Raw genomic sequence first — 26,416 nt, 5'->3', positions numbered from 1 at the left:
ACGAGGCCAAGATCCGGATCCCGGCCCTCTGGACGCGCGTCTGCCGTCAGGCACGCATACGCCTGGTACTTCCGCACTCACACACCGTGCGCCGGGCCGGGCACCGGCGCCTGCTCCAATCGGGCCTGGGCGGCGTCGAGGGTGGTGTCGGGGTCGTAGCCATGGGTGATGAGCCAGTGGCAGATGTCGGCGATGAGCGTGACGGCCGCGGCATGGGCGAGGGGGCCCTGCAGTGACGGGGTGCCCGGCTCGCCGGTGTAGGAGGCGAGCAAGGTCTCGGTGCGGGTGACGCGCGGGCCGCCGAGGTGGCCGGTGGGGGTGGGCAGGCCGGTGGCGAGTTCGCACCAGGTGCGCTTGCCGGTGGGGGTGAGGGTGACGCCCCAGTCCTCGGTGAAGGCCGACAGGAGCATCAGGCCGCGGCCGGACTCGGCGTCGGGGTCCGGTGCACGGGGGGCGGGGAGGGCCTCGGTGCCCTCGTCCTCCATCTCGATGCGGAGGCGGGTGCCGTTCATGGAGACGGCGAGCAGGGCCTGGGTCCCGGTGCCGACATGGGTGATGACGTTGGCGGCGAGTTCGCTGACGCAGAGCTGGGCAGCGGGGATCAGGTCGTGCAGGCCCCAGAGCGCCAGGTTGAGGTGGACGACCCGGCGCAGACCGGCGACCTCGCCCGGGTCGGCGACGAACGGCAGCTCCCACGCTTTTCGGCGGACCGGGCATTGGCAGTGATCAGGCGACACATCATCCTCCGGTGACAACGGTGCGGAAGGTGAAGCAAGCCAGGGTCCTCGGCCTCGCGGTTGTGGTCGGTGCGACCCTGACCCGAATCGGTCGCCATGGGGGGCCTTCCGGCAGGCCCGGTTGCGAAGCCGTGACTCCGGCTACTGGGGAGGCCGGCCAGAGGCCGGGGTGAAGTCCAGGGCCGTGTGGATCTCGTGGACGCGAGCGAGACGCAGCCCCATCAGGCCGGCGTTCCACTCGTCCGCACCGGAAAGGGACCGGAGACGTACCCGGCCGCGCTCGTGCGCCAGGACCTCCCCGACCCGGCTGTTGTTCCACACCGCCACCCCGACGGGCGGCACTCCACGCAATCCCATGCATCCCCTGGCCAGGGTGTGAGCGAGGGTGCAGGCGGTGGAAGGGCTGACGGGGTCGAGACGGATGAGCCGTGTGGCGGGCTGCCGCAAGTCGACTTGGACGGCGGACCGGGGGATACCGAGCAACTCCAGCATGTCGGCCAGCCGTTCCCGCGCAGCGCGAGCGTGCTCGTCAGGCTGCTCGCTCGCCCCGAGGGCATTCATCATCGCCGCTCCCTTCCATCCTCGGCGGATCAGCCGCCTTCGCTACGCAGAGGTTGTTGTCGAGAGCTTGGAGTCACATGAAGAAGGATGGCAAGTCGATTCACTCCTTCGGGGAAATTTGCCAACAGACACGTGGGCTGGCCGTTACTTCCGTGCGAGCATCAGCGCCGTCATCTCGCTCTGCGCACGGCAATTCACGGAGGGAACACGAGACATGGCCGAGCCAACCGTCCGCCGTCGTCGCCTCGGCGCCGCTCTGCGGCGGCTGAGGGAAGAAGCAGGGCTGACGCTTGAGGAAGTGGAAGCACGTGCTGGGCACAGCCCGTCAAAGCTCTCCCGCATCGAGAGCGCCATCAGGGGCATCAAGGCTGCGGACCTGGAGGAGCTGCTCGACCTGTACGGCGCCAAGGAGGCACAGCTCAGGGCGTTTCTGTCCATGCTGGCCCGGGACGGCAACAAGCGGGGCTGGTGGCAGACCTACGACCTCGACCCCGTCTATGCCGATCTGATCAGCCTGGAGACGGACGCCTGCGCCATGTCCACCTACGAGGTACTGGTCATCCCTGGCCTGCTGCAGACCGCGGCCTATGCCCGCGCCGCGATCATGGCCAACAACATGACATCGACGCCGGAGGAGGTCTCGTCGCTGGTGGACGTCCGGATGGCGCGGCAATCAGCCCTGACGCGAGCCAAGCCGCTGAAGCTCCGCGCCATCGTTCACGAGGCCGCTCTGTGGGCCGGAGTCCCCGAGCCGGGCGTCATGCGGGACCAGTTGCAGCGGCTCATCGATGTCACCCACAATCCGCACGTCACAGTCCAGATCATGCCGAAGACAGCCGAGCTGCACCCGGGACTGATCGGCGGTTTCACCATGCTGAGCTTCATCCAGCCGGGCCTGGATGTCGTGCTGCTGGAGCATATGGACAGCAGCCTGTACATCGAGGAAGCTGCTGATGTCGCACGCTACGCCGAGGCGTTCGAGCGGCTGTCCGCCTCGGCGCTTCCGTTCGGCAAGTCCATGGCACTGATCCGCGAGATCAAGGATGCGTTGTGATCCCAAAGAGGGCCGAAGCAGTGGACGGTGACGGCATACGCTGGACGAGGTCCAGCCACAGCGGCGGAAACAGCAACTGCGTCGAGGTCGCGCGGCGCGGCGATGCGGTCGCCGCCCGGGACAGCAAGGCTCCCGGTGCCGGCCGCCTCACCGTCCCGGCGGACGGATGGCGATCGTTCGTCGGCGCCATACGGAGCGGTGAGCTCTCCGCTTGAGCTGCGCGGCAGCCGCCCGTTCAGCGGCGGCGGCAAGGCCGACGGCCGGCCGAAACCTCTGGGCTTCAGCGGGTGGCGGCCGGTGCCTGGCAGGTGCACCCGCCTTCTTGAGCGCCCGATGAGGCGTCGCCGCACGAGCATGACCGGCGGCGGTGGGAGAGCCACCAGGCCCCGGCGGCGAGGACGCCGAGTGTGAGGGCGAGGGCGGGAAGCCAGTCCAGCAGGGCGGAGGCGCCCGTGCCGATGACGCCCGCGGCGATCAGGACGGGGAGCGCGCAGCAGGCGATGCAGGCGAGGGCGGCCAGGCCCGCGAGTGCCTTCGGGGTGTGCGGGGTCCGCGGGGTGGGCGGGTCAGCGGCGGGGGCCGGCATGGCGGTACTCCTCGGCGAGGCCGGTGAAGGGGATCGGGCAGCAGGCGCTGGACGCACAAGCGGCCAGGTCGTCGCAGCCTGCCTCGACGGCCGCGAGCAGCGTTGTGCGGATCGTCGTCAGATCCGCGATCTTCGCCTCCACCTCGGCGAGCTTCTCGGCCGCGCGCTGCCGCAGCCCGGGAACCGGGCGGCCGTGCCGGTGACGGCGGCCGGCCTCCAGAAGTTCGGCGACCTCGTCCAGGGTGAAGCCCAGGCGCTGGGCGGCCTTGATCACGCGGAGCGTAGTGACCGCCTCGTCCCCGTACAGGCGGTGACCGCCCAGGCTGCGTTCCGGCTCGGGAAGCAGGCCGCGCCGCTCGTAGTAGCGGAGAGTCTGGACGTTGACCCCGGCCGCCTCGGCCACCTGGCCGGTGCGCAGGGTACCGGCGTTCGTGGCGTTCACGAGGTGCTCCGTACGGCCTCGGCCCGGTCGGCCATGGCTTCGACCACGGCCGCGTGCTCGTCCGGCACGGTCACCTCCATCACCACGGTGTCCTCGCCCTCGCGGGCGGAGGTGAAGGCGAAGGTGAAGAACGAGCAGCAGCGGGTCTCCCGCTCGGCCAGTTCCCGTGCCCGCTCCTCCGCCGCGCCGTCCAGCACCAGCCGCAGCCGCCCGTCCCCGGGCCGCTCCACACGCTGTACGGCATCCGCGAACAACGCGTCGAACTCCGCCACCCGCAGCGGCTGCTCCGCCGTGGGCAACGTGCACGCGTCCGGTGTCCATGAGGTCATCGCGCATCCCTCGCTTTCCCTGATCACCGCCCCGTGCGCTGAAGCGGCCCTGCCCCCGACGGTAAGCCTGTACCCGGGTACCGGATGCAACCTCCTCCATCGGGCGGGCGCCGCGACGGAAGGAGGCCCGGGGCTGCCCCTTCTGTCACGGCCTCTCGGCGGGGTCAGCGGGTACCGCGGCCGACGAGGGGTGCCGAAGTGTCCGGCTCGGGAGCCCTGAACCCCCCGACGTCGGTGCCCTGGGTCTCTGCCGTCGTCACCAGAGTCTGTGACAGCCCTGAGCGAATACTTGCTGCTCACCACGCTCAGGCGTTGCCGCCGGGACGGAACGCTCAGAGGTCAGGCGTTTGCGCGGGGTCCGACAGCGCGCCGAAGCGTTGTTCCATATCCGTGACGCGCTCGGCTCGGCGGCCCATGAGGTAGACCGCGGTGCGCGTGCGCTGCACTTCGTGCACCAGCTTGAACCCTTGGGCCTCGTAGTACCTCACCAGTCCGGGGAAGTGGCAGCCACGGCGAACCCAGGTGTGACCTCGCTGCGCTGCCCGGTCCACCGCCCACAGCGCCATCACGGTTCCCGGCTTCATGTCGCGGTAGGCGGGGTCGGTGACTGTCGAGTACAGGTAGTGAGCGGGCTCATTCAGTTCCTCCTCCGTCCAGCCCCACGGGGGCGTCTGCTCCTGAACGGTGGTGCACCCGATGATGCGCCCGTCATCCTCGGCCAGGACCCACACGTCACCATCGGGATTCTCCGCCTGCCGCGCAAGTTCGGCCGCGTTCTCCCGCCAACTCGGGAGCCCGCGCTTCTCCAGCCAACCGGAGCGGGCGAGGATCACCTTCTCAACGGCGGGGATGTCATCGGCTGTGGCCGGGCGCATGGCGAACACGCTGCCTCCTCAGAGGTGGAAGGGGCTATAGGAACGATCGGGCGGCGAAGTGTAGGTCCAGGACTTCGAGCAACTGCGCGTCTCCGTCCTCACGGTACGGCCCTTCGGCCAGCCGGCGGACGGCCGCCCGGAGGCGGTCAGGGTCCACCAGCTCCTCGTCGAAGAGCGGCGAACCCTCGTGAAGCATCTCGGCGAACAGGGGGCGCGCAATCGTGGTGAGCGTGTGTTCAACAACTTCCGCGAACGACTCCCGCTCACGAGATTCGGTGACGTCCGTGCTCAGCCCGAGGGCGGCAAGCCTGCGTCGCTGGAGCTGCTTGAGTTCACGCCAGTGCATGGGCAGCCATTCACCGAGTTGGACCATGCCCGGATCGGCGAAGGGATGCACGGGCCAGATACCCGCGCGCAGGAGTACCGGGGCGGTGGTTTCCAGCGACAGCAAGGTCATCGAGTTGACGGCGGCGGGCGGGGCGATGCCTTCGTCGGCGAACTCCAGCGCGGCGCGTGCTCGGTCTCCGATCCAGGGCAGGCCGTCGCCGATCTCGCCCATGGACTTGTGCGGGTACTCGGCCTGCGACAGAGCGACCATCTCGTCTCCGCCGAGCCCGGTCACCACCACGCGGGCACCATGGTGCACCAGGGCTTCGGTCAGCACGGTGAACGGCCGGTGCAGAGGTTCTTCGTAGGGGCTGATCTTCTCGCCCCTGACCCGGGCGCACTCCCGCGACAGCGGCGCGTGTTCCAGGGCGTCGATCAGGTGATCCGGCTCCGCGAACGGCAGCGTATTGAGAATCTGCGAGCGTCGGCGGATCTGGTGGGCCCGCCCCGGGCCGGCAATCAAGAGAGCGGCGGTGGCGAAGCGGTCCGGGTAGGCGTCCCCTGACGTGTACCGAGCTCATTCTGCGCGCCCGGATTCCGCAGGTGGTCTTCGCCTGGCGGGAGCCGCTGCTGTTCGTGGATTGCGAGGGGGCCGAGAGGCTTCGGGCCGCTGGTGTGTCCGTGACGGAACTCGACAAGCTGGCGCACGAGGCGCGCGCTGTCAACGCGCATCTGCTCGGTTCGGCGGCGAGCGACAGCAGCGGGGAGTGAGAGGGAGGCAGCGCCGGGGGCCGGGCCGGGGAGCGAGTCGCGGATCCCATGGCGGGAAGCCATGGCCATAGCACTGTTGAGTGGTCAACTGCAAGAGGCAGCCGATTACTTACCACTGTTGTGGGACAGAAGGATCGGTAGCGGCCCTTCACGGGGCAGACTGCCTCCCGAGTACCTCGGGAGGTCCGCCATGCCCGCAGAACAAGGATCATCCGGCCGGCGCTACCGCCTCGGAGCAGAGTTGCGGAAGCTGCGCGAGCAGGCCGGCCTGAGCGCCGACCAGGTCGGGGAGCATCTGCTCTGCGCCGCCTGGCAGGTCAGACGCTTCGAGAGCGGCTACCCCGGATTGCGGCCGATGGACCTGGAGGCGCTGCTCGACCTGTACGGGGTGAGCGATGTCTTCATCCGGGCCAGCCTGCTGGAGCTTGCCGAAGGCCAGTTCGGCTGGGGCGATGTCGACGGTGACGGCGGCGTCGGGGTGGGCGGGGACGGGGGCGGGGACGACGACGATTACGGGGGCGGCGATGACGTGGCGGGCGGCGGGCTGGAGCCGGAGTTCGTGAGCGTGGAGGCACACGCGAGCGAGATCCGTGAGTTCCAGCCCTTGATCATTCCCGGACAGTTGCAGACCGAGGCGTATGCCAAGGCCCTGGTGGAAGGCCGCTGCACGGACGCCACCCCGGAGGACGTGGCTCGAGGGCTGGACGCATATCTCGAACGCCTCGGCATCTTCGCCCGGGACGAACCGCCCAAGGTCTGGGCCGTGATCGGCGAGGCGGCGCTCCGGCAGGAGATCGGGGGGCGGGAGGTGATGGCGGAGCAGATGGCACACCTGCTCGACGTCTCGGAGGACAGCCAGGTGGTCTTGCAGGTGCTGCCGTACTCGGCGGGCGCCCACCCGGGCGTGGACGGGGCCTTCTCCATCCTGTCCTTCCCGAACCCGGAGGAGAAGGACGTCATCCTCGCCAACTCCATCGCCAGCCAGTTCTGCCTGGAGACCGAGCCGGAGGTGGGCAACTACATCCTGGCCTTCGTGCACATCCGCGCCACGGCGATGGGGATCCCGGAGTCCCGCGAGTTTCTGCGCCGGATGATGGACGAGTACCAGGGTGGCGACGTTACCGAAGCGTGAGAGTGACGGTTCTGCATCACCCTCCACGGTGACAATATGTCTGCGACTAGTAACGGGGCGCATCCGGAGGGAAGTTGGCGCGTTCCCAGGGCGTAGTTGATCACTCGTCCTGGAGGTAACTCCCATGCCATTCAAGCTCCGCAGCCTGCTGACGGCTGCCGCGGCCTGCGCGCTCGTCATCGGCACGACGACGTCGGCGGAAGCGAGCGCTGTCGGATACGAGAAGGTGTCGGGCTTCTGCTTCACCATGAGCGGGCAGACCGTGTGCGCGCCGACTGCAACTCTTGGCCACTACATCAAGGGCGACGGGCGCAAGATCGAACGGCAGGAGGCCTCGATCCAGGACGTTTTTGGCGCAGACACCGCCGGCCGGGAGTGGTGCAACTGGCGCTTTGATTGGCGTTACGCCGACACCAACGGCAAGACGTACCTGATCAGGAAGGGCAAGACGCACAACGGCTGTTCCTTTTGGAGCTCCATTGGCCGTGTCGACAACACCACCCACACGTTGAAGCACTACGGCAAGGCATGCGCTGCCTTCTACGCGTCGGGCAAGGAACGAGCCGTGCAGTGCCACAACATCACTAAGTAACGAGGTCACGCGTGCCTGGAGAGCTTCTCAACGCAAAACAGTCCCATGTACTTCGGTGGCTGCTACTCATCCCGCTGAGCGTCATCGCCGCTTCCTGGGTGGTCACGGCATTGCTCACGATCGTCCTTCCCGACGACCTGCGCCAGCGGCTGCCCGAGAACGCTCTCTTCCTCATCGTGATCGCTGTCGCCGGCGTGGGGTGTGGGGTTGTGGAGTGGGTGGGGAGGAGGGGGCGTCGGGGGGGCGCCCCCTCCGGGGGGTCGTCAGGGGGTTGAGGCTTCGGTGAGAGCGGCGAGGTCGGCCGGGGTCAGGTCGAGGGTGAGGGAGGCCAGGAGCGGCTGGAGCTGCTCCGTGGTGCGGGCGCTGGCGATGGGTGCGGCGACGGTCGGCTGCGCTGCGAGCCAGGCGAGGGCGACGGTGGCCACCTCGGCCGAGCGGGCTTCGGCGACCTCGTCGAGGGCGGCGAGCACTCGCAGGCCCTGCGGGGTGTCGAGGTAGGACGAGGCCGAGGCCGCGCGCGGGCTGTCGACGGCCGGGCCGTCCGGGCGGTACTTGCCGGTGAGGAAGCCCCGGGCCAGCGCGAAGTAGGGGACGCAGGCCAGGTTGTGCCGGGCGGCGACCTCGGCGAGGGGGCCCTCGTAGGTGTTGCGCGAGACCAGGTTGTAGTGCGGCTGGAGGGCCACGTAGCGGGCCTTGTGCTCGGCGGCGGAGAAGGTGAGGGACGCTTCCAGGCGCTCGGGCGAGATATTGGAGGCGGCGATCTCGCGGACCTTGCCCTCGCGGACGAGCGCGTCCAGTTCGGTGATGATGTCGGAGACCGGCACCGACTCGTCGTCGAAGTGGGTGTAGAGCAGGTCGATGCGGTCGGTGCCGAGGCGGCGCAGGGAGGCTTCGGCGGCGGCGCGGATGGTGGCCGGGGCCAGTCCCTTGTACTGCGGGTGGGCGCCGAGTTTGGTGGCAACCACGACGTCGTCGCGCCGGCCGCGTTTGGCGAGCCAGCGGCCGATCAGGGTTTCCGACTCGCCGCCCGAGTGCCCCGCCACCCACGCGCTGTACGAGTCGGCGGTGTCGATGAAGTTTCCGCCGCCCGCGGTGAAGGCGTCCAGGATGTCGAAGGTGGTGGTCTCGTCGGCGGTCCAGCCGAAGACGTTGCCGCCCAGGCAGACAGGGGCGACGGTCAGGCTGCCGAAGGTACGGGTACCGGTACGGGTTTCCATGGCAGGGACGGTAACCCGGGGTGGGTGGCGGGGCCACGTGGTATTCCGCGTGGCCCCGTCGTCAGCCGGTCGTCAGCCGGGTCGTCAGCGGTCGTCTGGGCGGTGGGGCGGTGGGGTCAGATGGCGACGCCGTTTTCGCGGAGCCAGGGGAGCGGGTCGATGGTGTCGCCGCCGCCGGGGCGGACTTCCAGGTGGAGGTGCGGGCCGGTGGAGTTGCCGGTGGAGCCCACGTTGCCGATCACATCGCCCGTGATGACCTCCTGCCCCGCGACCACGGCCATCGAGGACAGGTGGCTGTAGGAGATCTCGGTGCCGTCGGCGAGTTCGATGACGACCTGGTAGCCGTAGCTGCCGTTCCAGGCGGCCTCCAGGACGACGCCGGTGTGCACGTTCTTCACGGGGGTGCCCGCCGGGGCGGAGAAGTCGGTGCCGGTGTGGTAGCCGGAGGCCCACATCGAGCCGGCCTGCCCGTACTGGGCGGAGATGGTGTAGCTGCTGAGCGGGGCGGTGTAGCTCTCCCGGAGCCGGCGGAGGCGTTCCTCCTCCTCCCGCCTGAGCCGCTCTTCCTCCTCCTTGCGGCGGCGCTCCTCCTCCAGGCGCTGCCGCTCCTCTTCCTCAAGGCGGCGCTGCTCCGCCAGGGCGGCGGCCTCTGCCTCGGCCTCGGTGAGCGCGGCGTCGGCCGCCGCGTCCCGCTCCTCGGCCTCGGCCGCGGCCTCCTGCTGCTCGGCCTGCTGGAGCAGGCGGGCCCGGAGCGCTTCGCCGGTGCCCGAGGAGGCGGCGGAGGCGGTGTCGGCGCTGGTCTGCAGGGCCGTTCCCTCGGCGGTCAGCGGCGCGGCGGTGATCACCGGGAAGCCGGCGTCCGCGCCGCCCGGGCCGCGGTCGTCGTTGCCGAACAGCGCGCCGAGGCCGGGTATGTTGCCGGGTATCTGCTTGACCTTCTCGGCGGCGGCGCCCATGCCGGGCGCGCCGTCCTCCTGGGCGGAGGCCATGCCGCCGGCGCCGACCGCGGCGATCACGCCGACGCCGAGCACGGCGCGGCTGCGGGCGATGGTGCCGCCGCGCTGGCGGGCCACGCGGTGCCGGCCGCGGTTGGCGGCGGCCAGGGTCTCGGCGTTGGGGTTCCACTCCTCGCGGGTCTCCTGCCCGTCGGGCGCGGGGCCGTAGTAGTCGGGGAGCGGGGACGACGAGGGCTCGGGGGCGGCCGGCTCCGGCAGCACGGGCTCGTGGGCGACGGGCGGCTCGGGCGCGTGGTGCTCGGGGTGGTGCGGGAAGTCCTGGGCCGGGCCGGGGTACGGGGCGGCCTGCTGGAGGTGGCCGGGGTAGTCGCCGAAACCGCCGCCGGAGCCCGGGTGGCAGATGCTCTCGTCGTAGCCGGTGCCGGTGCCGGTGCTGTAGCCGGTGCCGTAGGCGTAGCCGGGGGCGGTGGCGACGGCGGTGTCGGTCTGGTGGCCGGGGGCGGCTGCGTAGGCGGCCTGCGCGGCGTAGTACGGGGGATACGGGGTGGAGCCGGCCTCTTGGGAGGCGAACCGCTGTGACGCCACGGGTGGCGTTCTCCTTTCCTTCCCTCGCCTACCGGGTTAGCTGACGGGTTCGGAGCGGAAGGTCTCCTACGGTCGGCCGGCGGGGGCCGGCTGTCCGATTCACCCCGGGTGGTGGTTCCCCGGTTCCTGGGTGCAGTTGTGGGTGACCGCACGACGGGATTCGGCGGCAGGGCGCGGCGCCGTCTCTTGTGACGGTCGTGACGACCGCGCTGCGTTATCGAACGTTAATAGAGATCGCCGCCGGATTCCAAGCCGCATCGAGTAAAAAGACAGAGCTTTGACCAGGACTTAAACCACCGAAGTCCGTCAAATCGGGCAAAAAATACGCACCTTTGGCCACTGCTTCATTCCTGACGGTGTATCAAATGTTATGCAGAGTGCAGGCTGTTGCTCACCGTGCGTCATACCGGGCCCGGGTCATGGCGTACGGCGAGCAGCGCCATGTCGTCCGGCGCCCCGCCCCCCGCGTACCTGCGGGTATCGGCCAGCAGCCAGTCCAGCAGCTCCTCCGGCCCCGGGAACGCCTTGCCGCGAAGGGCCTCGGCCGGGTCGTAGAACCGCCCTTCGGCGTTGCGGGTCTCGCTGAGTCCGTCGGTGTAGAGCAGGAGGGTGGCGTCCGGCGGGAAGTCCACCGGGTCGGCGCGCGCCGGTGCCACGGCCAGGTCCCCCAGTCCGAACGGCGGGGTCTCGGCCGAGGGACGCAGCACCCGCACCTCGCCCCCGGGCGTGAGCAGCAGCGGCGGCGGATGGCCGCGGTTGAGCACCCGCAGCGGCCCGTCCCCGGCGGTGGGCAGTTCGGCGAGCACCCCGGTGACAAAGCCCTCCAGGCCGTCCAGCGTGGGACGCCGGCCGTGTTCCCGCGACAGCGTGCTCTCCAGCCGCTGCTCCAGCTCCGGCAGGTCGGCCGCCTCGTCCGCCGCCTCGTGGAACGTGCCCAGGAGCACCGCGACCGTCTCGGTGGCGCCCAGGCCCTTGCCCCGTACGTCGCCGACCATCAGCCGGACCCCGTGCCGGTTTCGCACCACCGCGTAGAGGTCGCCGCCGATCAGGGCATCGTTCTCGGCGGCCCGGTAGCGGGCGGCGATGGCCAGCGGGCCGGCCCGGGCCGGCGGATCGGGAACCACGGCGTGCTGCACGGCCTCGGCCACGGCCCGGGCGGAGGCGGCCTGCCGGGTGCGCTCGGTGACCAGGAGGTTGGTGAAGAGGGCGAGGACGGAGACGGTGCCCACGGTCGCGGTGGCCAGCATCTCCTGCTCGGCGGGCAGACGGTCCCAGACGATCAGCAGCACGGCCATGGCCAGCGTGGAGACGATGCCCACGAACAGGGTGCCGCGGAAGGAGCGGACGGCCGCGGCGGTCATCGGGGCGGCGGCGAAGAAGGGGGTGAAGGTGAGGTGGTCCGGGGTGGCGATGTCCAGCGCGGCGCCGGCCACGATCAGGACCTCCGGCAGCCAGCGCCCGGGCAGGGCGGGGGGCGCGGCGGGTCCTGGTGAGAACGGCACGATTCCACGATGCGGCAGGCGGCGGGCGGCGGCGACCCGGCGGCGGCTCTACGGGCGAGGGACGGGAGGGGGGCCGGCGGGGGGTGCGGACTCCCCGGTGGCCGCGGCGGGGTCCTCGGAGGCGGCGGGAGCGGCGGGGGCGGCGGAGCGGGAACGGGCGCGCGGGCGGGAGCGGGAGCGGGAGACGGCGACCCCGGCCAGGCACAGCGCCCCGCCCAGCAGGGTCAGCCGGCCGGGCACCTCCGCCAGTACCGCCCAGGACATCAGCACCACCAGCGCGGGCACCGCATAGGTGGTCGCGCCCATCCGCCCCGCAGTGGTCCGGGAGAGGGCATAGGCCCAGGTCACGAAGGCCAGCGCGGTGGGGAACACCCCCAGATAGACCACCCAGGCGGTGGCCGTCGGCGGCGCGTCGGCCACCTCCCGGACCAGCTGCCCGGTGAACGGCAGGCAGGCCGCCGTGCCCGTGAAGCAGCCATAGGCGGTGACCTGGAGGGCGGAGGTGTGCCGCAGCGCGGGTTTCTGGCCGACCACCCCGGCGGCGTAGGCGAAGGCGGCCACCAGGCAGAGCGCCACACCCAGCAGCGGTGCACCGGAGGCATCGGAGAGCCCGCTGCCGGCGCCGCTGCCGCCGCTGCCGCCGTTGCCGCCGTTGCCTTCGCCGCCCGTACCGCCGGACATGGACAGCCCGACCACGGCCGCACCGGCGAAGGAGACCGCCAGCCCGGCCAGCAGCCGCGGCGGCATGCCCTCGCCGAGCAGCTTGGCGGCCAGCAGGGCGATGGCGATCGGACCGATGTTGACCAGCAGCGCGGCGGTGCCCGCGTCCACGCTCTCCTCGCCCCAGTTGAGCGCCACCATGTAGAGGCCGAACCAGAGCAGACCGGAGATCAGGACGCCGGGCCAGGCCGCGCGCGGCGGCGGGCCGAGGCGCCGGACAAGCAGCAGCAGGGCGAGGACGGCCGAGCCGGTCAGCAGCCGGCCGAGGGCGAGGGCGCCGGGCGAGAAGTGTTCGGCGGCGGCGCGGATGGCGACGAAGGCGGAGGCCCAGAAGCAGACGGTGACGGTGACGGCGGCCAGGGCCCGCCCGTCCGGGCGGCTGCGGCCGGCCGCGCCGCCGCCGGCCGGTGCAGCGGTGACGGCGGCTGCGGCGGCGGCTGCCGTGGCGCTCGAACTGTCCTTCGATATCCCCATGGGGGTCACGGTAGGGGGCGGGGGGTGGCGTACGGCCGCGCGGGAGCCGCGGTGTCCGAATACCGCTGGTGCCGCCGGGTCCCGTCCGGCCCCGCCGGCCCGCGTGCGGCACGTCCGGTACCGGGCCGGAAGGCCTCCGGCGGCGCCGGAGTGTACGACCGCCGCCGCGTGGTACCCAGTGCCCGTCGGCGGTGCCCCGGGTGCGCGCGGGCGGACGGGAGGCGAGCGGGTGCTTGAGACACTGACCGGGAGCTGGCCGCTGGGCTGGTCGGTCGCCGTGTTCCTGCTGGCCGGCGCGGTGACCGTGGTGTGCGCGGTGCGGCTCTCCGCGCTCGGCGACACCCTGGCGGACCGTACCGGCTGGGGCGAGGCGCTGTTCGGCGCGGTCTTCTTCGGTCTGGCCACCTCCCTCTCCGGCATTGTGATGACCGCGGTCAGCGCCGCCGCCGACCGTCCGACCCTGGCCTACAGCAACGCGGTCGGCGGCATCGCCGCGCAGACCCTGGCGGTGGCGGTGGCCGACGCGTTCCACCGCGGCGTCAATCTGGAGCACGCCGCCGCCTCGCTGCCCAATGTGCTGTTCGGCTGCCTGCTGATCGGGCTGCTGGGGCTGGCGCTGATGGCCGCGTTCTCGCCGGAGGTCACGGTGCCGGTGCTCGGGGTGCATCCGGCCGCGGTGGTGATGGTCGCCTTCTACTGGGGCGGAGTGCGGCTCATCCAGGCCCATCCGCGGCCGATGTGGCTGGCGGTGCGGACGGCGGAGACGGTGCCGGACGTCCCGCACGACGACCCGGTGCTGGGACGGCGCGGCACCGGACGGCTGTGGGGGGAGTTCACGGCGGTGGCGCTGCTGGTGGTGATCGGCGGCTGGGCGGTGGCCCGTGCGGCGGAAGGGCTGGTGGCCGGCTCCGGGCTGCGCGCGGGCTTCGTCGGGGCGGCGTTCATGGGGGTGGTGAACGCGCTGCCGGAGATCGTGACCTCGGTGGCGGCGGTCCGGCGCGGCGCGGTCACCCTGGCCATCGCCGCGGTCATCGGCGGCAACTGCCTGGACGCGCTCAATCTGGTGATCGGCGACGCGGCGTACCGGCAGGGCTCCCTCTTCCATGCCGCCGCGCCGGACGAACTCTTTCTGACCAGCGCGGCGCTGGTGATGACGAGTGTGCTGCTGGGCGGGCTGCTGCTGCGGCAGAAGCGGGGCTGGTGGCGGCTCGGCTTCGACGGCATCATGCTCATCGCCCTCTACACCGCCACCATCGTGCTGCTCGCCTTCTGAGGAACGGGAACGGGAACGGGAACGGCAACGGCAACGGCGACGGGAACGGGGGCCCGGGGCCGGGACGCTATCGGAGTGCCACGGCCCGGCCCGATACCCGCACCCGGGGGTCGGCCGGGTCCACGGTGACGGTGAGCAGGCTGGGGCGGCCCATGTCCTCGCCCTGCCGCACGGTGATGACGGCCGCCGGTCCGTTGCCGCCCGGGGCCGGGGGCGGCAGTTCGCCGAGGGTGCGCAGATAGCCGCCGAGGGCCGCGGCGGCGGCGCCGGTCGCCGGGTCCTCCACCACGCCGCCGACCGGGAACGGGTCGCGGGCGTGGAACAGATCGGCCGCCTCCCGCCGGATGAGCTGCACGGTCGTCCAGTCGTGACGCCGCATCAGCTCGGCCAGGGCCGGGAAGTCGTAGTCGAGCGCGGCCAGGCGTTCCCGGGTGGCCGCGGCGAGCACCGGGTGCTGGACGCCTCCGAAGGCGATGTGCGGCGGCAGCGCGGGATCCAGGTCTTCCGGCCGCCAGTCCAGGGCCGCCAGCAGGGCGGTCAGTTCGTCCTGAGTGGCCGGGCGGGAGCGGGTGGGCACGCTGGTCAGGGTCGCGGTCAGGGCGGTGTCCCCGGTGTCCCCGGTGTCCCCGGTGTCCCCGGTGTCGCCGGCGTCCCCCGTCTCCCCCGTCTCCCCCGGGTCTCCCGTCTCCGGCGTGCTCGCCGTGTCCACCGGGATCTCCCCGGCGGGGGTGTCGAAGAGGAGCGGGCCGGGGCCGATCCGTTCGGCCAGCGCCACGGCGGTCGCCACGGTGGCGTGCCCGCAGAAGGCGACCTCGGCGCGCGGGCTGAAGTAGCGCAGCGTGAAGCGGCGGCGCAGGTCGTCGCGGGCGGTGACAAAGGCGGTCTCCGAGTAGCCGACCTCGGCGGCGACGGCGAGCATGGCCGGTTCGTCCATACCGGCCGCGTCCAGCACGATCCCGGCGGGGTTGCCGCCGGCCGGGTCGGTGGTGAAGGCGGTGTAGCGCAGCACGGCGGCGGTGGTGTCTGTCATGACCTCCATGCTGCCCCGGCCGACCCATCAAAAGAAACGATGATTCCGCATCGTCAGGATCGGAGAAGTCGATGGCAGGCCGGCCGCCCTTCGGCTACGGTCCGCGGCATGGACACCAGGCTGCTGCGCACCTTTCTCACGCTGGCCCGCACCGAGAACTTCACCGGCGCGGCGGCCGAGCTTCATCTCGCCCAGTCCACGGTCACCGTCCAGCTCCGGGCGCTGGAGCGGGAGCTGGGCGTCCGGCTGGTGGACCGGCTGCCGCGCGGCGCCCGGCTGACCTCGGCCGGGCGGCGGCTGCTGGCCGAGGCCGAGGGGGTGCTGGAGGCGGAGGCGCGGCTGCGCGCGGTGGCGGCGGAGGCGGCCGGGGAGGGCGGGCAGGGCGGGGCGGTGGCCGGGCGGGTGGTGCTGGCCGCCGGCGAGACGCTGTGCTCGGCCCGGCTGCCCGGGGTGGTCGCGGCGCTGCGCCGCACGCATCCCGGGGTCGAGCTGCATCTGTATCCGGCGGGCACGGCGGCGGCGGTGGAGGGGCTGCGCGCCGGGCGGCTGGATCTGGCGCTGCTGCTGGAGGAGACCGCGGACCTGCCGGGGGCACCGGCCGGCGGCGCGCCGGGGGCGGGGCTGGCCGCCGAGCTCATCGGGCATGAGCCGCTGGCCCTGGTCGGCGCCCCGGATCACCCGCTGGCCGCCGCCGGGCGCGGCAGGAAGGCCGGCGCGGACGAGGCGGGCGGAGCGGGCGGGGCCGGCTGGGCGGAGCTGGCGGCCGAGGATTTCTTCCTGCATGAGCAGGGCTGTTCCTACAGCGACCGGCTGGCCCGGGAGCTGCTGGCGGTGCCCGGCGCCCGCCCCCGGCTGACCCGGTTCGGCTCCATCGAGGCGGCCCGCTCCTGCGTGGCGGCGGGGCTGGGGCTGACCGTGCTGCCGCGGGTCTGCGTGGCCGGGGCGCTGCGCGCGGGCACGCTGGCGGAGATCGCCGGGCCGCCGCTGCCGGATGTGCCGGTGCAGTTGGTACGGCACGCCCGCCGCTGGGCCTCCCCGGCCGTGCGCACCGTGACCGCACGGCTCATCCGCCACTTCTCCCCCACCGGTTCCCCGGCCGGGCACCCGGACTGAGCCGCCGCGCTCAGGCGGCGAGAGTGGCGGGGGCCGGCGTGCCGCCGCTCGTCCGGCGGCCGAGGGCGCCGCGGGCGGCGGCCCGCTCGGCGGGCGGGAGGGTGTCCCAGTAGGGGTGGCCGTGCACCCGCTCGGCCAGCTCCAGCACCCGGGCCCGGATGCGGCGTTCCTGTTCGGCCTGGTCGCGTATTCCTTCGGCGGGCACTCCGCCCGCCGCGGCGCGGCGCCGGGCGGCCGCCGTCCGGGCCCGCGAGGGCAGGGCCCGGCAGAGCGCGACATGCTCCGCCTCGGCGGCGCTGAGCCGCCGCTGCGCCGCGAGCAGGTCGCCCGGGAAGGAGAAGTCGTCGTCGTCCACCACATCCAGAATCATACATTCGTTCGATTACCTGGCCATGGCTTTGACACGCCCGGCGGCCACGCGTCCGCCGCGGGAGGACCGGGTACGGGAGAAGCGAACCGGAGAGCGGAGCGGAGCGGAGCGGAGAGGGGACGGGATGGGAACGGGGACGGCCGGGCACGGCGGGCGGCGCGAGGTCTGGAATCCGGCGCGCGGCGGTGCGGCACCCAGCTCCGAACTGGCGGAGCTGGCCCGCGCGCACCCCTTCTCCTCGGTGCTGGACGCGGGCTGCGGCTGGGGACGCAATCTGGTCCCGTTCGCCACCGCCGGCGCCACCGTCCTGCACGGCTTCGACACCGACCGGGAAGGCGTCCGCGCCACCCGGGAGCTGCTCGCCCCGCTGGCCCGCGAGGCCGACGTCCGGATCTGGAACGGCGATCTGCGCGCCACCGACCCCGGCCGGAGCACCGGCTACGACCTGGTCATCTGCTACGGCGTGACCCACTTCCTGGACCGCGCCGCACGGCTGGCCGTCTACCGCAGCCTGACCTCCTGGGTCCGCCCGGACGGCGGCATGCTGGCGCTGGCCTCGTTCAACGCCGCCGTGCCCATCCCCGGGGACCTGCGCCCGCTGATGCCCGATCCGCCGCCCGACAGCGGCGAGGTGCGCGAGCACTTCGCCGACGGCTGGGAAACCGTCCGCGCCCGCAGCTACATCTACGACGACGAGCACGAGAACGGCGTGCGCCACACGCACTCCATCGACCGCCTGATCGTCCGCCGGACCACGGCCGCCCCGCGCCGCTGACCCGCTCCTCCCCCGCGGCCGGCAAGCAGTGGCGGGGCGAGCTGTTCCGGCATGCCATCGGCCGCCGGCCAGGAGGACCGCCGCCCGCCGACTCCCACGGGCCTGCTCAGCCGCTGCCCGGCGCCGTCGCGCCCTGCGGTGCGGCGGTGCCGGGCAGCGGCTGCTCGGTCCAGATGGACTTGCCGGACGGGTTGTGGCGGGTGCCCCAGCGCTGGGAGAGCGCGGCGACGAGCTGGAGGCCGCGCCCGCCCTCGTCGGTCGCCGAGGCGTGCCGGATGTGCGGGGTGGTCAGGCTGGCGTCGGAGACCTCGCAGATCAGCGTGCGGCTGCGCAGCATCCGCAGCCGGATGGGGCCGCGGGCATGCCGGATCACATTGCCGACCAGTTCGCTGACCACCAGCTCGGTCGTCATGATCAGTTCCTCCCGGCCCAGCCCCCAGGCGGTGAGCTGTTCGCGCACCAGCTCCCGGGCCCGGCCGGCCGCCATCGGATGCTCCGGCAGCGGCCACTCGGCGATGCTCTCCGCGGGCAGCGGGTGGGTGCGGGCCAGCAGCAGGGCGGCGTCGTCCAGCAGCTCGCCGTGGGCGGGCAGCAGGGCGGAGGTGACCGTGGCGCACAGCTCTTCCAGCTTCCCCGCCGAGCCCGCCGGGGCCGCCGGGCCCGGGGAGCCGGCCCGGCCCGCGGCGACCGCCGCGGACAGCGTGCCGGCCAGCAGCTCCATGCCCCGGTCGATGTCCCGGCCCGGGGACTCCACCAGACCGTCGGTGTACAGGGCGAGCAGGCTGTCGGCGGGCAGCTCGGTGACCACGGTCTCGAACGGCGGGGCGGCCACCCCCAGCGGCGGATCGGGAATCCCGGAGGGGAAGGTGACCGCGGAGTCCGGGCCCGCTACGGCCGGCGGCGGATGACCGGCGCTGGCGTACTCCAGCCGCCGCGTCACCGGGTCGTAGACCCCGTACAGGCAGGTCGCGAGGGCGTCCTCGCCGAGCTCGCCGACGATCTCGTTGAGATGGCCCAGCACCTCGTCGGGCGGCAGCTCCAGCTCCGACAGGGTGCGCACCGCCGTCCGCAGCCGCCCCATGGTGGCGGCCTCGGCCATGCCGTGGCCCATGACATCGCCGATCACCAGCGCCACCCGGTCGGCGGAGAGCGGGATCAGGTCGTACCAGTCCCCGCCGACGTCCTCCCCCTGCGCGGCGGGCTGGTAGCGGGCAGCCGCGGTGACCGCGGGCAGTTCCGGCAGCACCCGCGGCAGCAGGCTGCGCTGGAGGGTACGGGCCCGGGTGGTGGTCTCGTCGTACAGCCTGGCCCGGTCCAGGGCCTGCGCGCTCAGGCCGCTCAGCGCGATCAGCAGGGTGCGCTCGTCCTCCTCCAGCACCCGCGGGCGGTCGAAGGAGATCACCGCCGTGCCGATCTCCCGGCCGGAGACCGCCAGCGGCAGAAACGCCCAGCTCTGCTTGCCGCCCTTGTGGATCAGTTCGGCGGCCTTCGGCCAGCGGGCCCGGAACTCCTCCGGGGAGGAGACGAAGAACGCGGTGCGGGTGCGCAGCGCCTCCCCGGCCGGGGCGCTGGTGTGCTCGGACACCCGCTGGCCGTTCAGCAGCTCGGTGAAGCTCTCCGGATAACCGCGCGAGCCGACCACGGCCAGCCGGTCGCCGACCACCACCATCACCACCAGGCCGGTGGCCCCGAACGGGGCCAGCATGCCGTCCGCCACCGCCCTGACCACGTCCTGGGCGGTGACCGCCTCGGCCAGCCCCCGGGTCACCCGCTGCACCAGGGCGGACCGCTCGGAGGCGGCCCGCTCCGCCGCGGCCCGCTCGGACTCGCGGAGCCGCCGCTCGGTGATGTCGGTGATGTACAGGGTCAGGCCCCCGGGCACCGGGACCAGGCGCAGGTGGTACCAGGAGGCGCCGTCCGGCCAGGGCACGTCGAAGCCGGCCGGACGGCCCTCGGCGGCGGCGGCCCGGCACCGCTTCTCCAGGCCGGGCACGGCGCGCACCGCGGGAACGTCCCACAGCAGCGCCCCGCCCAGCTCGCCGGAGGAGCCCAGCAGCCGCTCCGCGGCGTGATTGAGGAAGCCGATCCGCCAGTCGGAGTCCAGGGCGAGGAAACCGTCACTCATGTGCCGCAGCGCCCGGCCGACGGACTCGGCGGCGGCATGCACCTCGGTGCTGTCCCACAGCGTGCCGACCACCCCGACCGGCTCGCCGGCGGCGTCGGTGACCGTCCGGGCGTGGCTCTCCACCCACAGGTAGCCGCCGTCGTGGCGGCGCATCCGGTACTCGGTCTGGAAGCCGCCGCGCTGGCGCAGGCCCTCGTCGAAGCCGGTCAGCACCCGGGGCAGATCGTCCGGGTGGATCAGCTCCGTCCATGCCTCGATGCCGCCGCGCTGCACATCGGGGTCGATGCCGGTCAGCACCTCGGCGATGGGCCGGTCGGAGGTGATCGCGCCGGTGCGCAGATCCCAGGTGTAGCCGGTGGAGGGCACATCCGCCGGCCCGGCGGTGAGCCCCTCGGGCGGCCCGTCCTCGGTGCCGCCGTGCTCCAGGGCGCGCAGCAGCGCGGGGGACGGACCGACGGCCCGGGACGGCCGCAGCCGGTCCGCCATCCAGGCGACGACGTCCGTGAGCAGGGCACGGCCGGCCGGCCCCGGCTCGTCGTCCGCGGCGCAGAGCACGGACAGCGCGCCGCGCCGACGGGGGGCGACCGGGACGGGCACGGCGAGATGGCCGACGCCGGCGGTCAGCGCGACGGGCCAGCGGGCGGCCTGCTCCCGGCCGGGGAACGGGTCCGGCGGGCCGAACTCCGGCCGCCAGACGGCGGTGTTCCTGCGGGCGGCGCGGCCGGGCGGGTTGGCGCCGCGCACCGGGATGACCAGCCACGGCCGGGTCAGCGGCTCCGGCAGGCCGCTGGCGACGACCATGTAGAGGGCGCCGGCCATGCCGCCGCCCGGCAGATGCACCATGCCGCCCAGGCCGTTCAGCCCGGCCACGGCCTGCTGGAGGGCGGTGAGCACCACCTCGGCGTCCCGGCGGTCCTCGTCCACCGCCGCGAGCAGGTTCAGCCGCATCCGGTGCCCGCCCCGGGCGTCCCGCGGCTGCGGCTCCCCGTGGCGGGCGGATGGGTGCAGGGAGGGAACGGGGGGCGGGGTGCGGGCCGCGCCGCCCGGTTCGCCCGTTCCGCCCGCACTGCCGCCTCTGGCGTCCGGCACGGCCGTCTGCCACCTCCGCTCGCACTCGCGGTCACGCTCCCCCGCGGGTCGCCGGCCCGGTGACCGGACGGCCGGACGGTCCCGGCGCATCCGGTCCCATCTCGTCCGTTCCCGGCCGTTCCCGGTCCGTTCCCGTCCGATCCGGACAACCTAGGCGACCTCCCACCGTCCCGGGGAGTCTTTCGCGTCAGATCAACCGTATGTCGCGTTCACCTATCCCGCCGTCCCACCACCGCCGGAGGCGGCAGACATCGCCGGCCGGCCGGGGAGGCGACAGCAGCCCGGCCGGGCGCCGGGTCCCCGGCGGATTCAGTCGGGGACCGGGGCCGGCTCGGTCGCCTCCTCGGCGGCGGGCCGGCCGTGGGCCGGGTCCCCCGGCGTGCGGGCGCGGCGCCGTTCGGCCAGGCGCCGGGCCAGGGGCTCCGTCCAGCGGGCGGTGAGCGGGCCGGCGATCACCAGGATGAGGACATAGGCGGTGGCCAGCGGCCCGAGCGCGGGCTCGATCCCGGCGGTCACGGCCAGGCCGGCGATGACGATGGAGAACTCGCCGCGGGCCACCAGCGCGCCACCGGCCCGCCAGCGTCCCCGGGCGGAGACGCGGGCCCGCCGGGCGGCCCAGTAACCGGTGGCGACCTTCGTGCCTGCGGTGAGCACGGCCAGGGCCAGAGCGGGCAGCAGCACCGGCGGAATACTGGCCGGATCGGTGTGCAGGCCGAAGAAGACGAAGAACACCGCGGCGAACAGATCCCGCAGCGGGGAGAGCAGGGTGTGCGCCCCCTCGGCCACCTCACCGGACAGCGCGATGCCGACCAGGAAGGCACCGACCGCGGCGGACACCTGAAGCTGCTGGGCGATCCCGGCCACCAGCAGCGTCAGCCCGAGCACCACCAGCAGCAGCTTCTCCGGGTCGTCGCTGGAGACGAAGCGGGAGATGACCCGGCCGTAGCGGACCGCGGCGAACAGCACCAGACCGGCCACGCTCAGCGCGACGGCCAGCGTCAGCCCGCCGGCCACCCAGCCGGTCCCGGCCAGCAGGGCCGTCAGGATCGGCAGATACACGGCCATGGCCAGGTCCTCCATCACCAGGATGGACAGGATCACCGGCGTCTCCCGGTTGCCCAGCCGGCCCAGATCCGCCAGCACCTTGGCGATGACCCCGGAGGACGAGATCCAGGTCACCCCGGCCAGCACCACGGCGGCCACCGGCCCCCAGCCCAGCAGCAGCGCCATCGCCGCCCCGGGAAGGGCGTTCAGCGCCATGTCCACCAGACCGGCCGGGTACTGGGCCTTGAGGTTGCCCACCAGATCCGCGGCCGTGTACTCCAGGCCCAGCATCAGCAGCAGCAGGATCACGCCGATCTCGGCGCCGATGGCGACAAACTCCTCGCTCGCGCCCAGCGGCAGCAGACCTCCCTCGCCGAAGGCCAGCCCGGCCAGCAGATACAGCGGTATGGGAGAAAGCCCGAGCCGGCCGGCGAACCGGCCCAGCAGACCCAGGCCGAGGATGATGGCACCGAACTCGATGAGAATGACCGTGGAGTGCACCCGCTCACTCCCGGCCCAGGATCGCGGCGGCGGCGTCCACACCCTCACGGGTACCGATGACGATCAGCACATCCCCGCCCGCCAGCCGGAAATCCGGGGCCGGGGAAGGGACCGCCCCGGACCGGCGCAGCACCGCCACGACCGAGGCACCGGTCTCGGTGCGCATCCTGGTGTCGCCCAGCAGCCGGCCGTTCCAGCGCGAAGCGGAGCCGAGCTCGATCCGCTCGGCCACCAGGCCCAGATCGATGGTGGACAGCAGGCCCGGATTGTGATGCTCCGGCATCAGCGCGTCGATCAGCGAGGCCGTCTCGGTCTCGCTCAGATGCAGGGCCAGGGCGCAGGCGTCCGGATCGTCCGCCCGATAGGCATTCAGCGTGCGCGAGCCGTCCCGGTGCGCTATCACCGAAAGGTGGCGGTGCTCCCTGGTGCTGAAGTCGTAGCGCACACCGATACCCGGCAGGGGCGTGGTGCTCATCCGCGGAGCCGACACAGCCCGCCTCCTCGTTCCATTTTCCCGGCTGGTCCCGGCCCCATCCTCCGTCACCCCCGGCTGCCGGGACAATGCCCCAGGTCACGCCGTGGCGTCAGGCGTCGCCGCCACGGGACGGCTCCGGCCCTGCTTCTGCCTCTGCCTCTGCCTCTGCCTCTGCCTCTGCCTCTGCCCCGACCGTGAACGGCCGCCGTCATGGAACTGCACGACTTCCCGCTCCTTGCCGCCGTTCTGGCGCTGACCGCCCTGGCCGGACTGGTGGCCACCCGGCTGCGGCAGCCGCTGATCGTGGCCTTCATCGCCGTGGGCATCCTGGCCGGACCGGCCGGGGCCGACTGGGTGGAGCCGGCCGGCACCATCGAACTCCTCGCCCAGCTCGGCATCGCCATCCTGCTGTTCCTGGTCGGGCTGCGGCTGGACCTGCATCTGATCCGCACCACCGGGCCCATCGCCGTGGCCACCGGCCTGGGCCAGGTGGTGTTCACCTCGGTGATCGGTTACCTGATCGGCCTCGGCCTGGGCATGGACACCGTCACCGCCCTGTATGTCGCCGTCGCGCTGACCTTCTCCTCCACGATCATCATCGTCAAACTGCTGTCCGACAAGCGTGAGCTGGAGCAACTGCACGGCCGTATCGCGGTGGGCTTCCTCATCGTGCAGGACATCGTCGTGGTGCTGGTGATGATCGCCCTGACCGCCTTCGGACGGCAGACCGGCGACAGCGTCGCCCAGGACATCGCCCTGGTGTTCGCCAAAGGGCTGGGACTGCTGGCCGGCATCGCCGTGCTGATGCGCTGGGTGCTGCCCTGGCTGCTGCACCACATCGCCCGCTCCCAGGAACTCCTCGTCCTCTTCGGCGTGGCCTACGCCGTGGCGGTGGCCGCGCTCAGCGACTGGCTCGGCTTCAGCACCGAGGTCGGCGCCTTCCTGGCCGGGGTCTCCCTGGCCACCACCCCCTACCGGGACGCCCTGGGCGCCCGGCTGGTCAGCCTGCGCGACTTCCTGCTGCTGTTCTTCTTCCTGGAGCTGGGCGCCCGCCTGGAGTTCACCGACGCCGCCGGCCAGCTCGCCGAGGCCGCGGTCTTCTCGCTGTTCGTCCTGATCGGCAACCCCCTGATCGTGGTGGTGATCATGACGGCGATGCGCTACCCGGTGCGGGTGGGCTTCCTCGCCGGGCTCACCGTCGCCCAGATCTCGGAGTTCTCCCTCATCCTGGCCGCCCTCGGCCTCTCCCTGGGCCACATCGACGCCGCCACCGTCAGCCTGATCACCGTCGTGGGCCTGATCACCATCGGCGGCTCCACCTACCTGATCCTCTACTCCCACCCCCTCTACCGCCGGCTGGAACCCTGGCTCACCCGCATCGAGCGCACTGGCAGCCGCCGGCCCGACCTCACCGGCCGCCAACGCGAAGCCGACGTCATCCTCTACGGCCTGGGCCGCTTCGGCGGACAACTCGCCGACCACCTCGCCGCCGCCGGCCACCGCATCCTGGCCGTGGACTTCGACCCCCACCGTGTGGCCCGCACCGACCGCCCCGGCATCACCGCCGTCTTCGGCAGCGCCGAGGATCTCCACTTCCTCGAAACCCTCCCCCTGGCCCGGGCCCGCTGCGTCATCAGCACCATCCCCCTGCCGGAGACCAACCTCGCCCTGCTGCACGCGCTGCGCCACCACGCCTACCGCGGCCGGATCGCCCTCACCGCCCACAACGCCCACGACGCCCACCGCCTGGCCGCCGCCGGAACCGACCTCGTCCTCCAGCCCTTCACCGACGCCGCCACCCACGCCGCCCGCTCCCTCGGCCGCCTCCTCGCCCCGGAGCGGGACGACGACAACCCCGGCACCCCTCCCTGAACCGCCCGGCAGCCGCCCCCACCACCCGGGAAGAAACACGCAGATGGCCCTCCGCCCGATCGACGGAGGGCCATCTCTTGCATAAATCCGCAGGTCAGCGGGGTGGCGTCAGTAAATTACCAACGAGTCCAGGCGTAGGCCGTGTGGGACTCGAACCCACAACCAACGGATTAAAAGTTCAGATTCAAGCATGCCGCCCGGTGATGCCGGGTGACGCTCTCCATCATTCACACAGGTCAGCAGGCTAGGGCCCCGCCGGAGCGTGCCGCTCTCTACCGCCCCGATCCGGGGTGTCCGTGACCACTGGGTGACCACCCCCGTGACCACAGAGCGGCGCCGCCCGGTGTCCCACCACCGAACGGCGCCTTGATCCAGAACCCCTCTGCATCAAGGGAGCCAGACCCGATGAATGAACCTACCCGCCCGTGCTGCGCGCTGTGCGAAGCGCCGGGCGACTTCGGCCCCACCGACCCGCGCAAGCCCACCGCCGGCCTGTGCCCGTTCTGCGCCGCAGGTGCCCGGAACGCCGTCCTCACCCTGGCCCGCCGACGACTGGCCGCCGCCTCCATCCTCAGCCCCGAGAGGGCGACGCCCAGCCACTGCGCCGAGCACTTCACCTTGCTGGGCAAGTCCCTGCGGCAGTTGATCGGCTTCCTCGAAGCTGAGTGTGCCGCGGAGGAGCCGCCCGCCGAGGAGGCCCGACGCTGCCCGGCCGCCCATGCCGAGGACCCGACGCCATGCGGCGACTCGGCGCCGGATGCGGTGACCGTGCGAGACATGCACGGCGGGGAGGTGACCGGGTGCGTGCACCACACGGCCCGCATGTTCGCCTCGATCACTGGGGCGCGCGTCCTGCCCGGCCCCGGCGGCCGGGATGGCGACGCCACCGCGGCCCTGCGCGCCTCACTGGAGCTGTCCCCGTTCTGCTGGCTGCGCGGCGGTGAGAGCCGGTGAAGCGGGACGTGCTGGGCTGGGCGGCCCTGGGCGCGGCGATCGTGGTCACGGCGTCGGCTGAGTACCAGCTCGCCCGTGCGTGCGGGTTCGGCACCGTCGTGGCGGCCGGGGTGCCGGCGGCGCTGGACATCTACGCCATCCGGGCGCTGCGCGCGCACCGGGACGTGTTCGCGGTGGTGCTGGCAATGATCGCGGTGAACGCGGCGGCGCACCTGGTAGCGGCCGGGCTGCTTCCGGTGACCTGGCATCTGGTCACCGCGGTATCGGCTATCGCGCCGCTGGTGCTGTGGCGGGTCCACGCCCTACGGGAGGTTCCGGCCGGAACCGCCGATCATCCGGTACCGGAACTGCTGGAACCGGCCCCGGTTCCACTGGTTCCGCCCGGGGCGCGGCTGCTGCCCATCGTGGCCCCGGCCGAGGCGCCGGCGGTGACGCTGGAGCGTGAGCGGGTGCCCGTCCTGGGCGAGTTCACGCCCCTGCCGGAACTCCTCCAGGGCTTCGGCGGAACCATCCCCGACCAGGCCGTTTCCCCCTCCGCGGTTCCGGCCGGAACCGCCCCGGAACCGGTCGGAGTTCCGGCAGAACCGCTGGGCGGAAACACCGGAACCAGCAGCGGCCCCGGGGCCGCCGATATCGAGTCCGAGCCGAGCGAGAACACCCGCCTCCGCGCGCATGTCGAACGCGCCCGGAACTGGCTGGAGCGGGAGCCGGAACTGACCGGAACCGCGATCGGCGCGCGGCTCGGCGCTTCGGACTCCTACGGCCGGCGCATCAAGCGCGCGGCCCTCGCCGGGCGGTAGCCGAGCGGCACCGCCACGGCTGACGGCAACCGTGGACACAGCGAACGGCCCCGGCGGGTGATCCTGCCGGGGCCGTTCGCTGTCCCCCGGCCGTACTCCGGGGGTACCGTCCAGAGTGCGACCACCAGACGGCAA

26 protein-coding genes and 1 riboswitch are annotated in these 26,416 nt (G+C 72.7%); of the genes, 10 read left to right on the top strand and 16 right to left on the bottom strand.

Going from position 1 to position 26,416, the window contains the following annotated elements; translation table 11 throughout:
* Nucleotides 1-77: 77 nt before the first annotated feature.
* Nucleotides 78-737, bottom strand: a complete 660-nt coding sequence (locus BM242_RS25540) for an ATP-binding protein (RefSeq protein WP_093841297.1) — start codon at nt 735-737, stop codon at nt 78-80.
* Between the two features lie 141 nt (nt 738-878).
* Nucleotides 879-1,301, bottom strand: coding sequence for a hypothetical protein (locus BM242_RS25535; RefSeq protein WP_093841296.1), 423 nt, complete (start codon nt 1,299-1,301; stop codon nt 879-881).
* A gap of 211 nt (nt 1,302-1,512) precedes the next feature.
* Between BM242_RS25535 and BM242_RS25530 the strand changes: the two genes are divergently transcribed.
* Nucleotides 1,513-2,352, top strand: a complete 840-nt coding sequence (locus BM242_RS25530) for a helix-turn-helix domain-containing protein (RefSeq protein WP_093841295.1) — start codon at nt 1,513-1,515, stop codon at nt 2,350-2,352.
* A complete protein-coding gene (locus BM242_RS25525; protein WP_342747008.1) occupies nt 2,349-2,567 on the top strand; it encodes a DUF397 domain-containing protein in 219 nt (72 codons plus the stop codon). Before BM242_RS25530 ends, BM242_RS25525 begins: the two co-directional genes overlap by 4 nt.
* A gap of 65 nt (nt 2,568-2,632) precedes the next feature.
* On the opposite strand, the gene BM242_RS25520 is transcribed toward BM242_RS25525, so the two are convergent.
* From BM242_RS25520 to BM242_RS25500, 5 genes are all read right to left on the bottom strand, one after another.
* Entirely contained in the window at nt 2,633-2,938 is a 306-nt protein-coding gene (locus tag BM242_RS25520; protein ID WP_093841294.1) for a hypothetical protein, read from the bottom strand.
* Nucleotides 2,919-3,380, bottom strand: coding sequence for a MerR family transcriptional regulator (locus BM242_RS25515; RefSeq protein WP_093841293.1), 462 nt, complete (start codon nt 3,378-3,380; stop codon nt 2,919-2,921). Before BM242_RS25515 ends, BM242_RS25520 begins: the two co-directional genes overlap by 20 nt.
* Nucleotides 3,377-3,709, bottom strand: coding sequence for a hypothetical protein (locus BM242_RS25510; RefSeq protein WP_093841292.1), 333 nt, complete (start codon nt 3,707-3,709; stop codon nt 3,377-3,379). The genes BM242_RS25515 and BM242_RS25510 overlap by 4 nt, the downstream gene beginning before the upstream one ends.
* Before the next feature lie 332 nt (nt 3,710-4,041).
* A complete protein-coding gene (locus BM242_RS25505) occupies nt 4,042-4,584 on the bottom strand; it encodes a GNAT family N-acetyltransferase (RefSeq protein ID WP_217652589.1) in 543 nt (180 codons plus the stop codon).
* A 34-nt stretch (nt 4,585-4,618) separates the two neighbouring features.
* Entirely contained in the window at nt 4,619-5,434 is an 816-nt protein-coding gene (locus tag BM242_RS25500; protein WP_245834516.1) for a hypothetical protein, read from the bottom strand.
* A 438-nt stretch (nt 5,435-5,872) separates the two neighbouring features.
* On the opposite strand from BM242_RS25500, the gene BM242_RS25490 reads away from it, so the two are divergent.
* Complete coding sequence (locus BM242_RS25490) at nt 5,873-6,814, top strand: helix-turn-helix domain-containing protein (protein WP_175541581.1); 942 nt, start codon at nt 5,873-5,875, stop codon at nt 6,812-6,814.
* 124 nt (nt 6,815-6,938) lie between these two features.
* Complete coding sequence (locus BM242_RS25485; RefSeq protein ID WP_093841289.1) at nt 6,939-7,406, top strand: hypothetical protein; 468 nt, start codon at nt 6,939-6,941, stop codon at nt 7,404-7,406.
* A 263-nt stretch (nt 7,407-7,669) separates the two neighbouring features.
* Here BM242_RS25485 and BM242_RS25480 read toward each other — a convergent pair whose 3' ends face one another.
* The 4 genes from BM242_RS25480 to BM242_RS25465 all read right to left on the bottom strand — a co-directional run bounded on the left by BM242_RS25480 (nt 7,670) and on the right by BM242_RS25465 (nt 12,860).
* Nucleotides 7,670-8,623 carry an aldo/keto reductase gene (locus BM242_RS25480; protein ID WP_093841288.1) on the bottom strand — a complete coding sequence of 318 codons (954 nt, stop codon included), beginning with the start codon at nt 8,621-8,623 and terminating at the stop codon, nt 7,670-7,672.
* Between the two features lie 116 nt (nt 8,624-8,739).
* Nucleotides 8,740-10,164, bottom strand: coding sequence for a M23 family metallopeptidase (locus BM242_RS25475; RefSeq protein ID WP_245834515.1), 1,425 nt, complete (start codon nt 10,162-10,164; stop codon nt 8,740-8,742).
* Nucleotides 10,165-10,172: 8 nt separating this feature from the next.
* Nucleotides 10,173-10,340, bottom strand: a riboswitch (cyclic di-AMP (ydaO/yuaA leader).
* 225 nt (nt 10,341-10,565) lie between these two features.
* Entirely contained in the window at nt 10,566-11,666 is a 1,101-nt protein-coding gene (locus BM242_RS25470) for a PP2C family protein-serine/threonine phosphatase (RefSeq protein ID WP_093841287.1), read from the bottom strand.
* A 48-nt stretch (nt 11,667-11,714) separates the two neighbouring features.
* Nucleotides 11,715-12,860: a DMT family transporter gene (locus tag BM242_RS25465; RefSeq protein ID WP_093841286.1), complete on the bottom strand. Its 1,146-nt coding sequence runs from the start codon at nt 12,858-12,860 to the stop codon at nt 11,715-11,717.
* Between the two features lie 229 nt (nt 12,861-13,089).
* Between BM242_RS25465 and BM242_RS25460 the strand changes: the two genes are divergently transcribed.
* Nucleotides 13,090-14,133, top strand: coding sequence for a sodium:calcium antiporter (locus tag BM242_RS25460; RefSeq protein WP_245834514.1), 1,044 nt, complete (start codon nt 13,090-13,092; stop codon nt 14,131-14,133).
* Nucleotides 14,134-14,200: 67 nt separating this feature from the next.
* On the opposite strand, the gene BM242_RS25455 is transcribed toward BM242_RS25460, so the two are convergent.
* Nucleotides 14,201-15,172, bottom strand: coding sequence for a PhzF family phenazine biosynthesis isomerase (locus BM242_RS25455; RefSeq protein ID WP_217652587.1), 972 nt, complete (start codon nt 15,170-15,172; stop codon nt 14,201-14,203).
* 99 nt (nt 15,173-15,271) lie between these two features.
* Between BM242_RS25455 and BM242_RS25450 the strand changes: the two genes are divergently transcribed.
* Complete coding sequence (locus BM242_RS25450) at nt 15,272-16,276, top strand: LysR family transcriptional regulator (protein WP_093841285.1); 1,005 nt, start codon at nt 15,272-15,274, stop codon at nt 16,274-16,276.
* Between the two features lie 10 nt (nt 16,277-16,286).
* Here BM242_RS25450 and BM242_RS29695 read toward each other — a convergent pair whose 3' ends face one another.
* Nucleotides 16,287-16,634 carry a hypothetical protein gene (locus BM242_RS29695; RefSeq protein ID WP_175541580.1) on the bottom strand — a complete coding sequence of 116 codons (348 nt, stop codon included), beginning with the start codon at nt 16,632-16,634 and terminating at the stop codon, nt 16,287-16,289.
* 136 nt (nt 16,635-16,770) lie between these two features.
* Between BM242_RS29695 and BM242_RS25445 the strand changes: the two genes are divergently transcribed.
* The gene (locus BM242_RS25445; RefSeq protein WP_175541579.1) at nt 16,771-17,421 is read left to right on the top strand and encodes an SAM-dependent methyltransferase; all 651 of its coding nucleotides are present in this window, start codon (nt 16,771-16,773) and stop codon (nt 17,419-17,421) included.
* Nucleotides 17,422-17,527: 106 nt separating this feature from the next.
* Here the strand turns inward: BM242_RS25445 and BM242_RS30975 are convergent, their stop codons facing one another.
* The 3 genes from BM242_RS30975 to BM242_RS25430 form a co-directional block, all read right to left on the bottom strand.
* Nucleotides 17,528-20,635, bottom strand: coding sequence for a SpoIIE family protein phosphatase (locus BM242_RS30975; RefSeq protein ID WP_281254719.1), 3,108 nt, complete (start codon nt 20,633-20,635; stop codon nt 17,528-17,530).
* 309 nt (nt 20,636-20,944) lie between these two features.
* Nucleotides 20,945-22,180, bottom strand: coding sequence for a cation:proton antiporter (locus tag BM242_RS25435; RefSeq protein WP_093841283.1), 1,236 nt, complete (start codon nt 22,178-22,180; stop codon nt 20,945-20,947).
* A gap of 4 nt (nt 22,181-22,184) precedes the next feature.
* Entirely contained in the window at nt 22,185-22,655 is a 471-nt protein-coding gene (locus BM242_RS25430; RefSeq protein ID WP_093841282.1) for a cation:proton antiporter regulatory subunit, read from the bottom strand.
* Between the two features lie 210 nt (nt 22,656-22,865).
* Between BM242_RS25430 and BM242_RS25425 the strand changes: the two genes are divergently transcribed.
* From BM242_RS25425 to BM242_RS25415, 3 genes are all read left to right on the top strand, one after another.
* Nucleotides 22,866-24,527, top strand: coding sequence for a cation:proton antiporter (locus tag BM242_RS25425; RefSeq protein ID WP_093841281.1), 1,662 nt, complete (start codon nt 22,866-22,868; stop codon nt 24,525-24,527).
* 405 nt (nt 24,528-24,932) lie between these two features.
* Complete coding sequence (locus BM242_RS29690) at nt 24,933-25,481, top strand: hypothetical protein (RefSeq protein ID WP_175541578.1); 549 nt, start codon at nt 24,933-24,935, stop codon at nt 25,479-25,481.
* The gene (locus tag BM242_RS25415; RefSeq protein ID WP_093841280.1) at nt 25,478-26,281 is read left to right on the top strand and encodes a hypothetical protein; all 804 of its coding nucleotides are present in this window, start codon (nt 25,478-25,480) and stop codon (nt 26,279-26,281) included. The genes BM242_RS29690 and BM242_RS25415 overlap by 4 nt, the downstream gene beginning before the upstream one ends.
* The last annotated feature ends 135 nt before the right edge of the window (nt 26,282-26,416 follow it).

The organism is Streptomyces aidingensis (assembly GCF_900112355.1).
In the GTDB taxonomy this organism is placed as follows: Bacteria; Actinomycetota; Actinomycetes; order Streptomycetales; family Streptomycetaceae; genus Streptomyces; species Streptomyces aidingensis.
This window is presented reverse-complemented; position numbering and strand designations above follow the sequence as displayed.

Bases quoted from the DNA above. Each gene is read 5' to 3' on its own strand.
- BM242_RS25490 (WP_175541581.1), top strand. From the start codon at position 5,873: ATGCCCGCAGAACAAGGATCATCCGGCCGGCGCTACCGCCTCGGAGCA.
- BM242_RS25535 (WP_093841296.1), bottom strand. From the start codon at position 1,301: ATGATGAATGCCCTCGGGGCGAGCGAGCAGCCTGACGAGCACGCTCGC.
- BM242_RS25445 (WP_175541579.1), top strand. From the start codon at position 16,771: ATGGGAACGGGGACGGCCGGGCACGGCGGGCGGCGCGAGGTCTGGAAT.
- BM242_RS25455 (WP_217652587.1), bottom strand. From the start codon at position 15,172: ATGGAGGTCATGACAGACACCACCGCCGCCGTGCTGCGCTACACCGCC.
- BM242_RS25520 (WP_093841294.1), bottom strand. From the start codon at position 2,938: ATGCCGGCCCCCGCCGCTGACCCGCCCACCCCGCGGACCCCGCACACC.
- BM242_RS25430 (WP_093841282.1), bottom strand. From the start codon at position 22,655: ATGAGCACCACGCCCCTGCCGGGTATCGGTGTGCGCTACGACTTCAGC.
- BM242_RS25425 (WP_093841281.1), top strand. From the start codon at position 22,866: ATGGAACTGCACGACTTCCCGCTCCTTGCCGCCGTTCTGGCGCTGACC.
- BM242_RS25505 (WP_217652589.1), bottom strand. From the start codon at position 4,584: ATGCGCCCGGCCACAGCCGATGACATCCCCGCCGTTGAGAAGGTGATC.
- BM242_RS25485 (WP_093841289.1), top strand. From the start codon at position 6,939: ATGCCATTCAAGCTCCGCAGCCTGCTGACGGCTGCCGCGGCCTGCGCG.
- BM242_RS25450 (WP_093841285.1), top strand. From the start codon at position 15,272: ATGGACACCAGGCTGCTGCGCACCTTTCTCACGCTGGCCCGCACCGAG.
- BM242_RS25510 (WP_093841292.1), bottom strand. From the start codon at position 3,709: ATGACCTCATGGACACCGGACGCGTGCACGTTGCCCACGGCGGAGCAG.
- BM242_RS25465 (WP_093841286.1), bottom strand. From the start codon at position 12,860: ATGGGGATATCGAAGGACAGTTCGAGCGCCACGGCAGCCGCCGCCGCA.
- BM242_RS25530 (WP_093841295.1), top strand. From the start codon at position 1,513: ATGGCCGAGCCAACCGTCCGCCGTCGTCGCCTCGGCGCCGCTCTGCGG.
- BM242_RS29690 (WP_175541578.1), top strand. From the start codon at position 24,933: ATGAATGAACCTACCCGCCCGTGCTGCGCGCTGTGCGAAGCGCCGGGC.
- BM242_RS25480 (WP_093841288.1), bottom strand. From the start codon at position 8,623: ATGGAAACCCGTACCGGTACCCGTACCTTCGGCAGCCTGACCGTCGCC.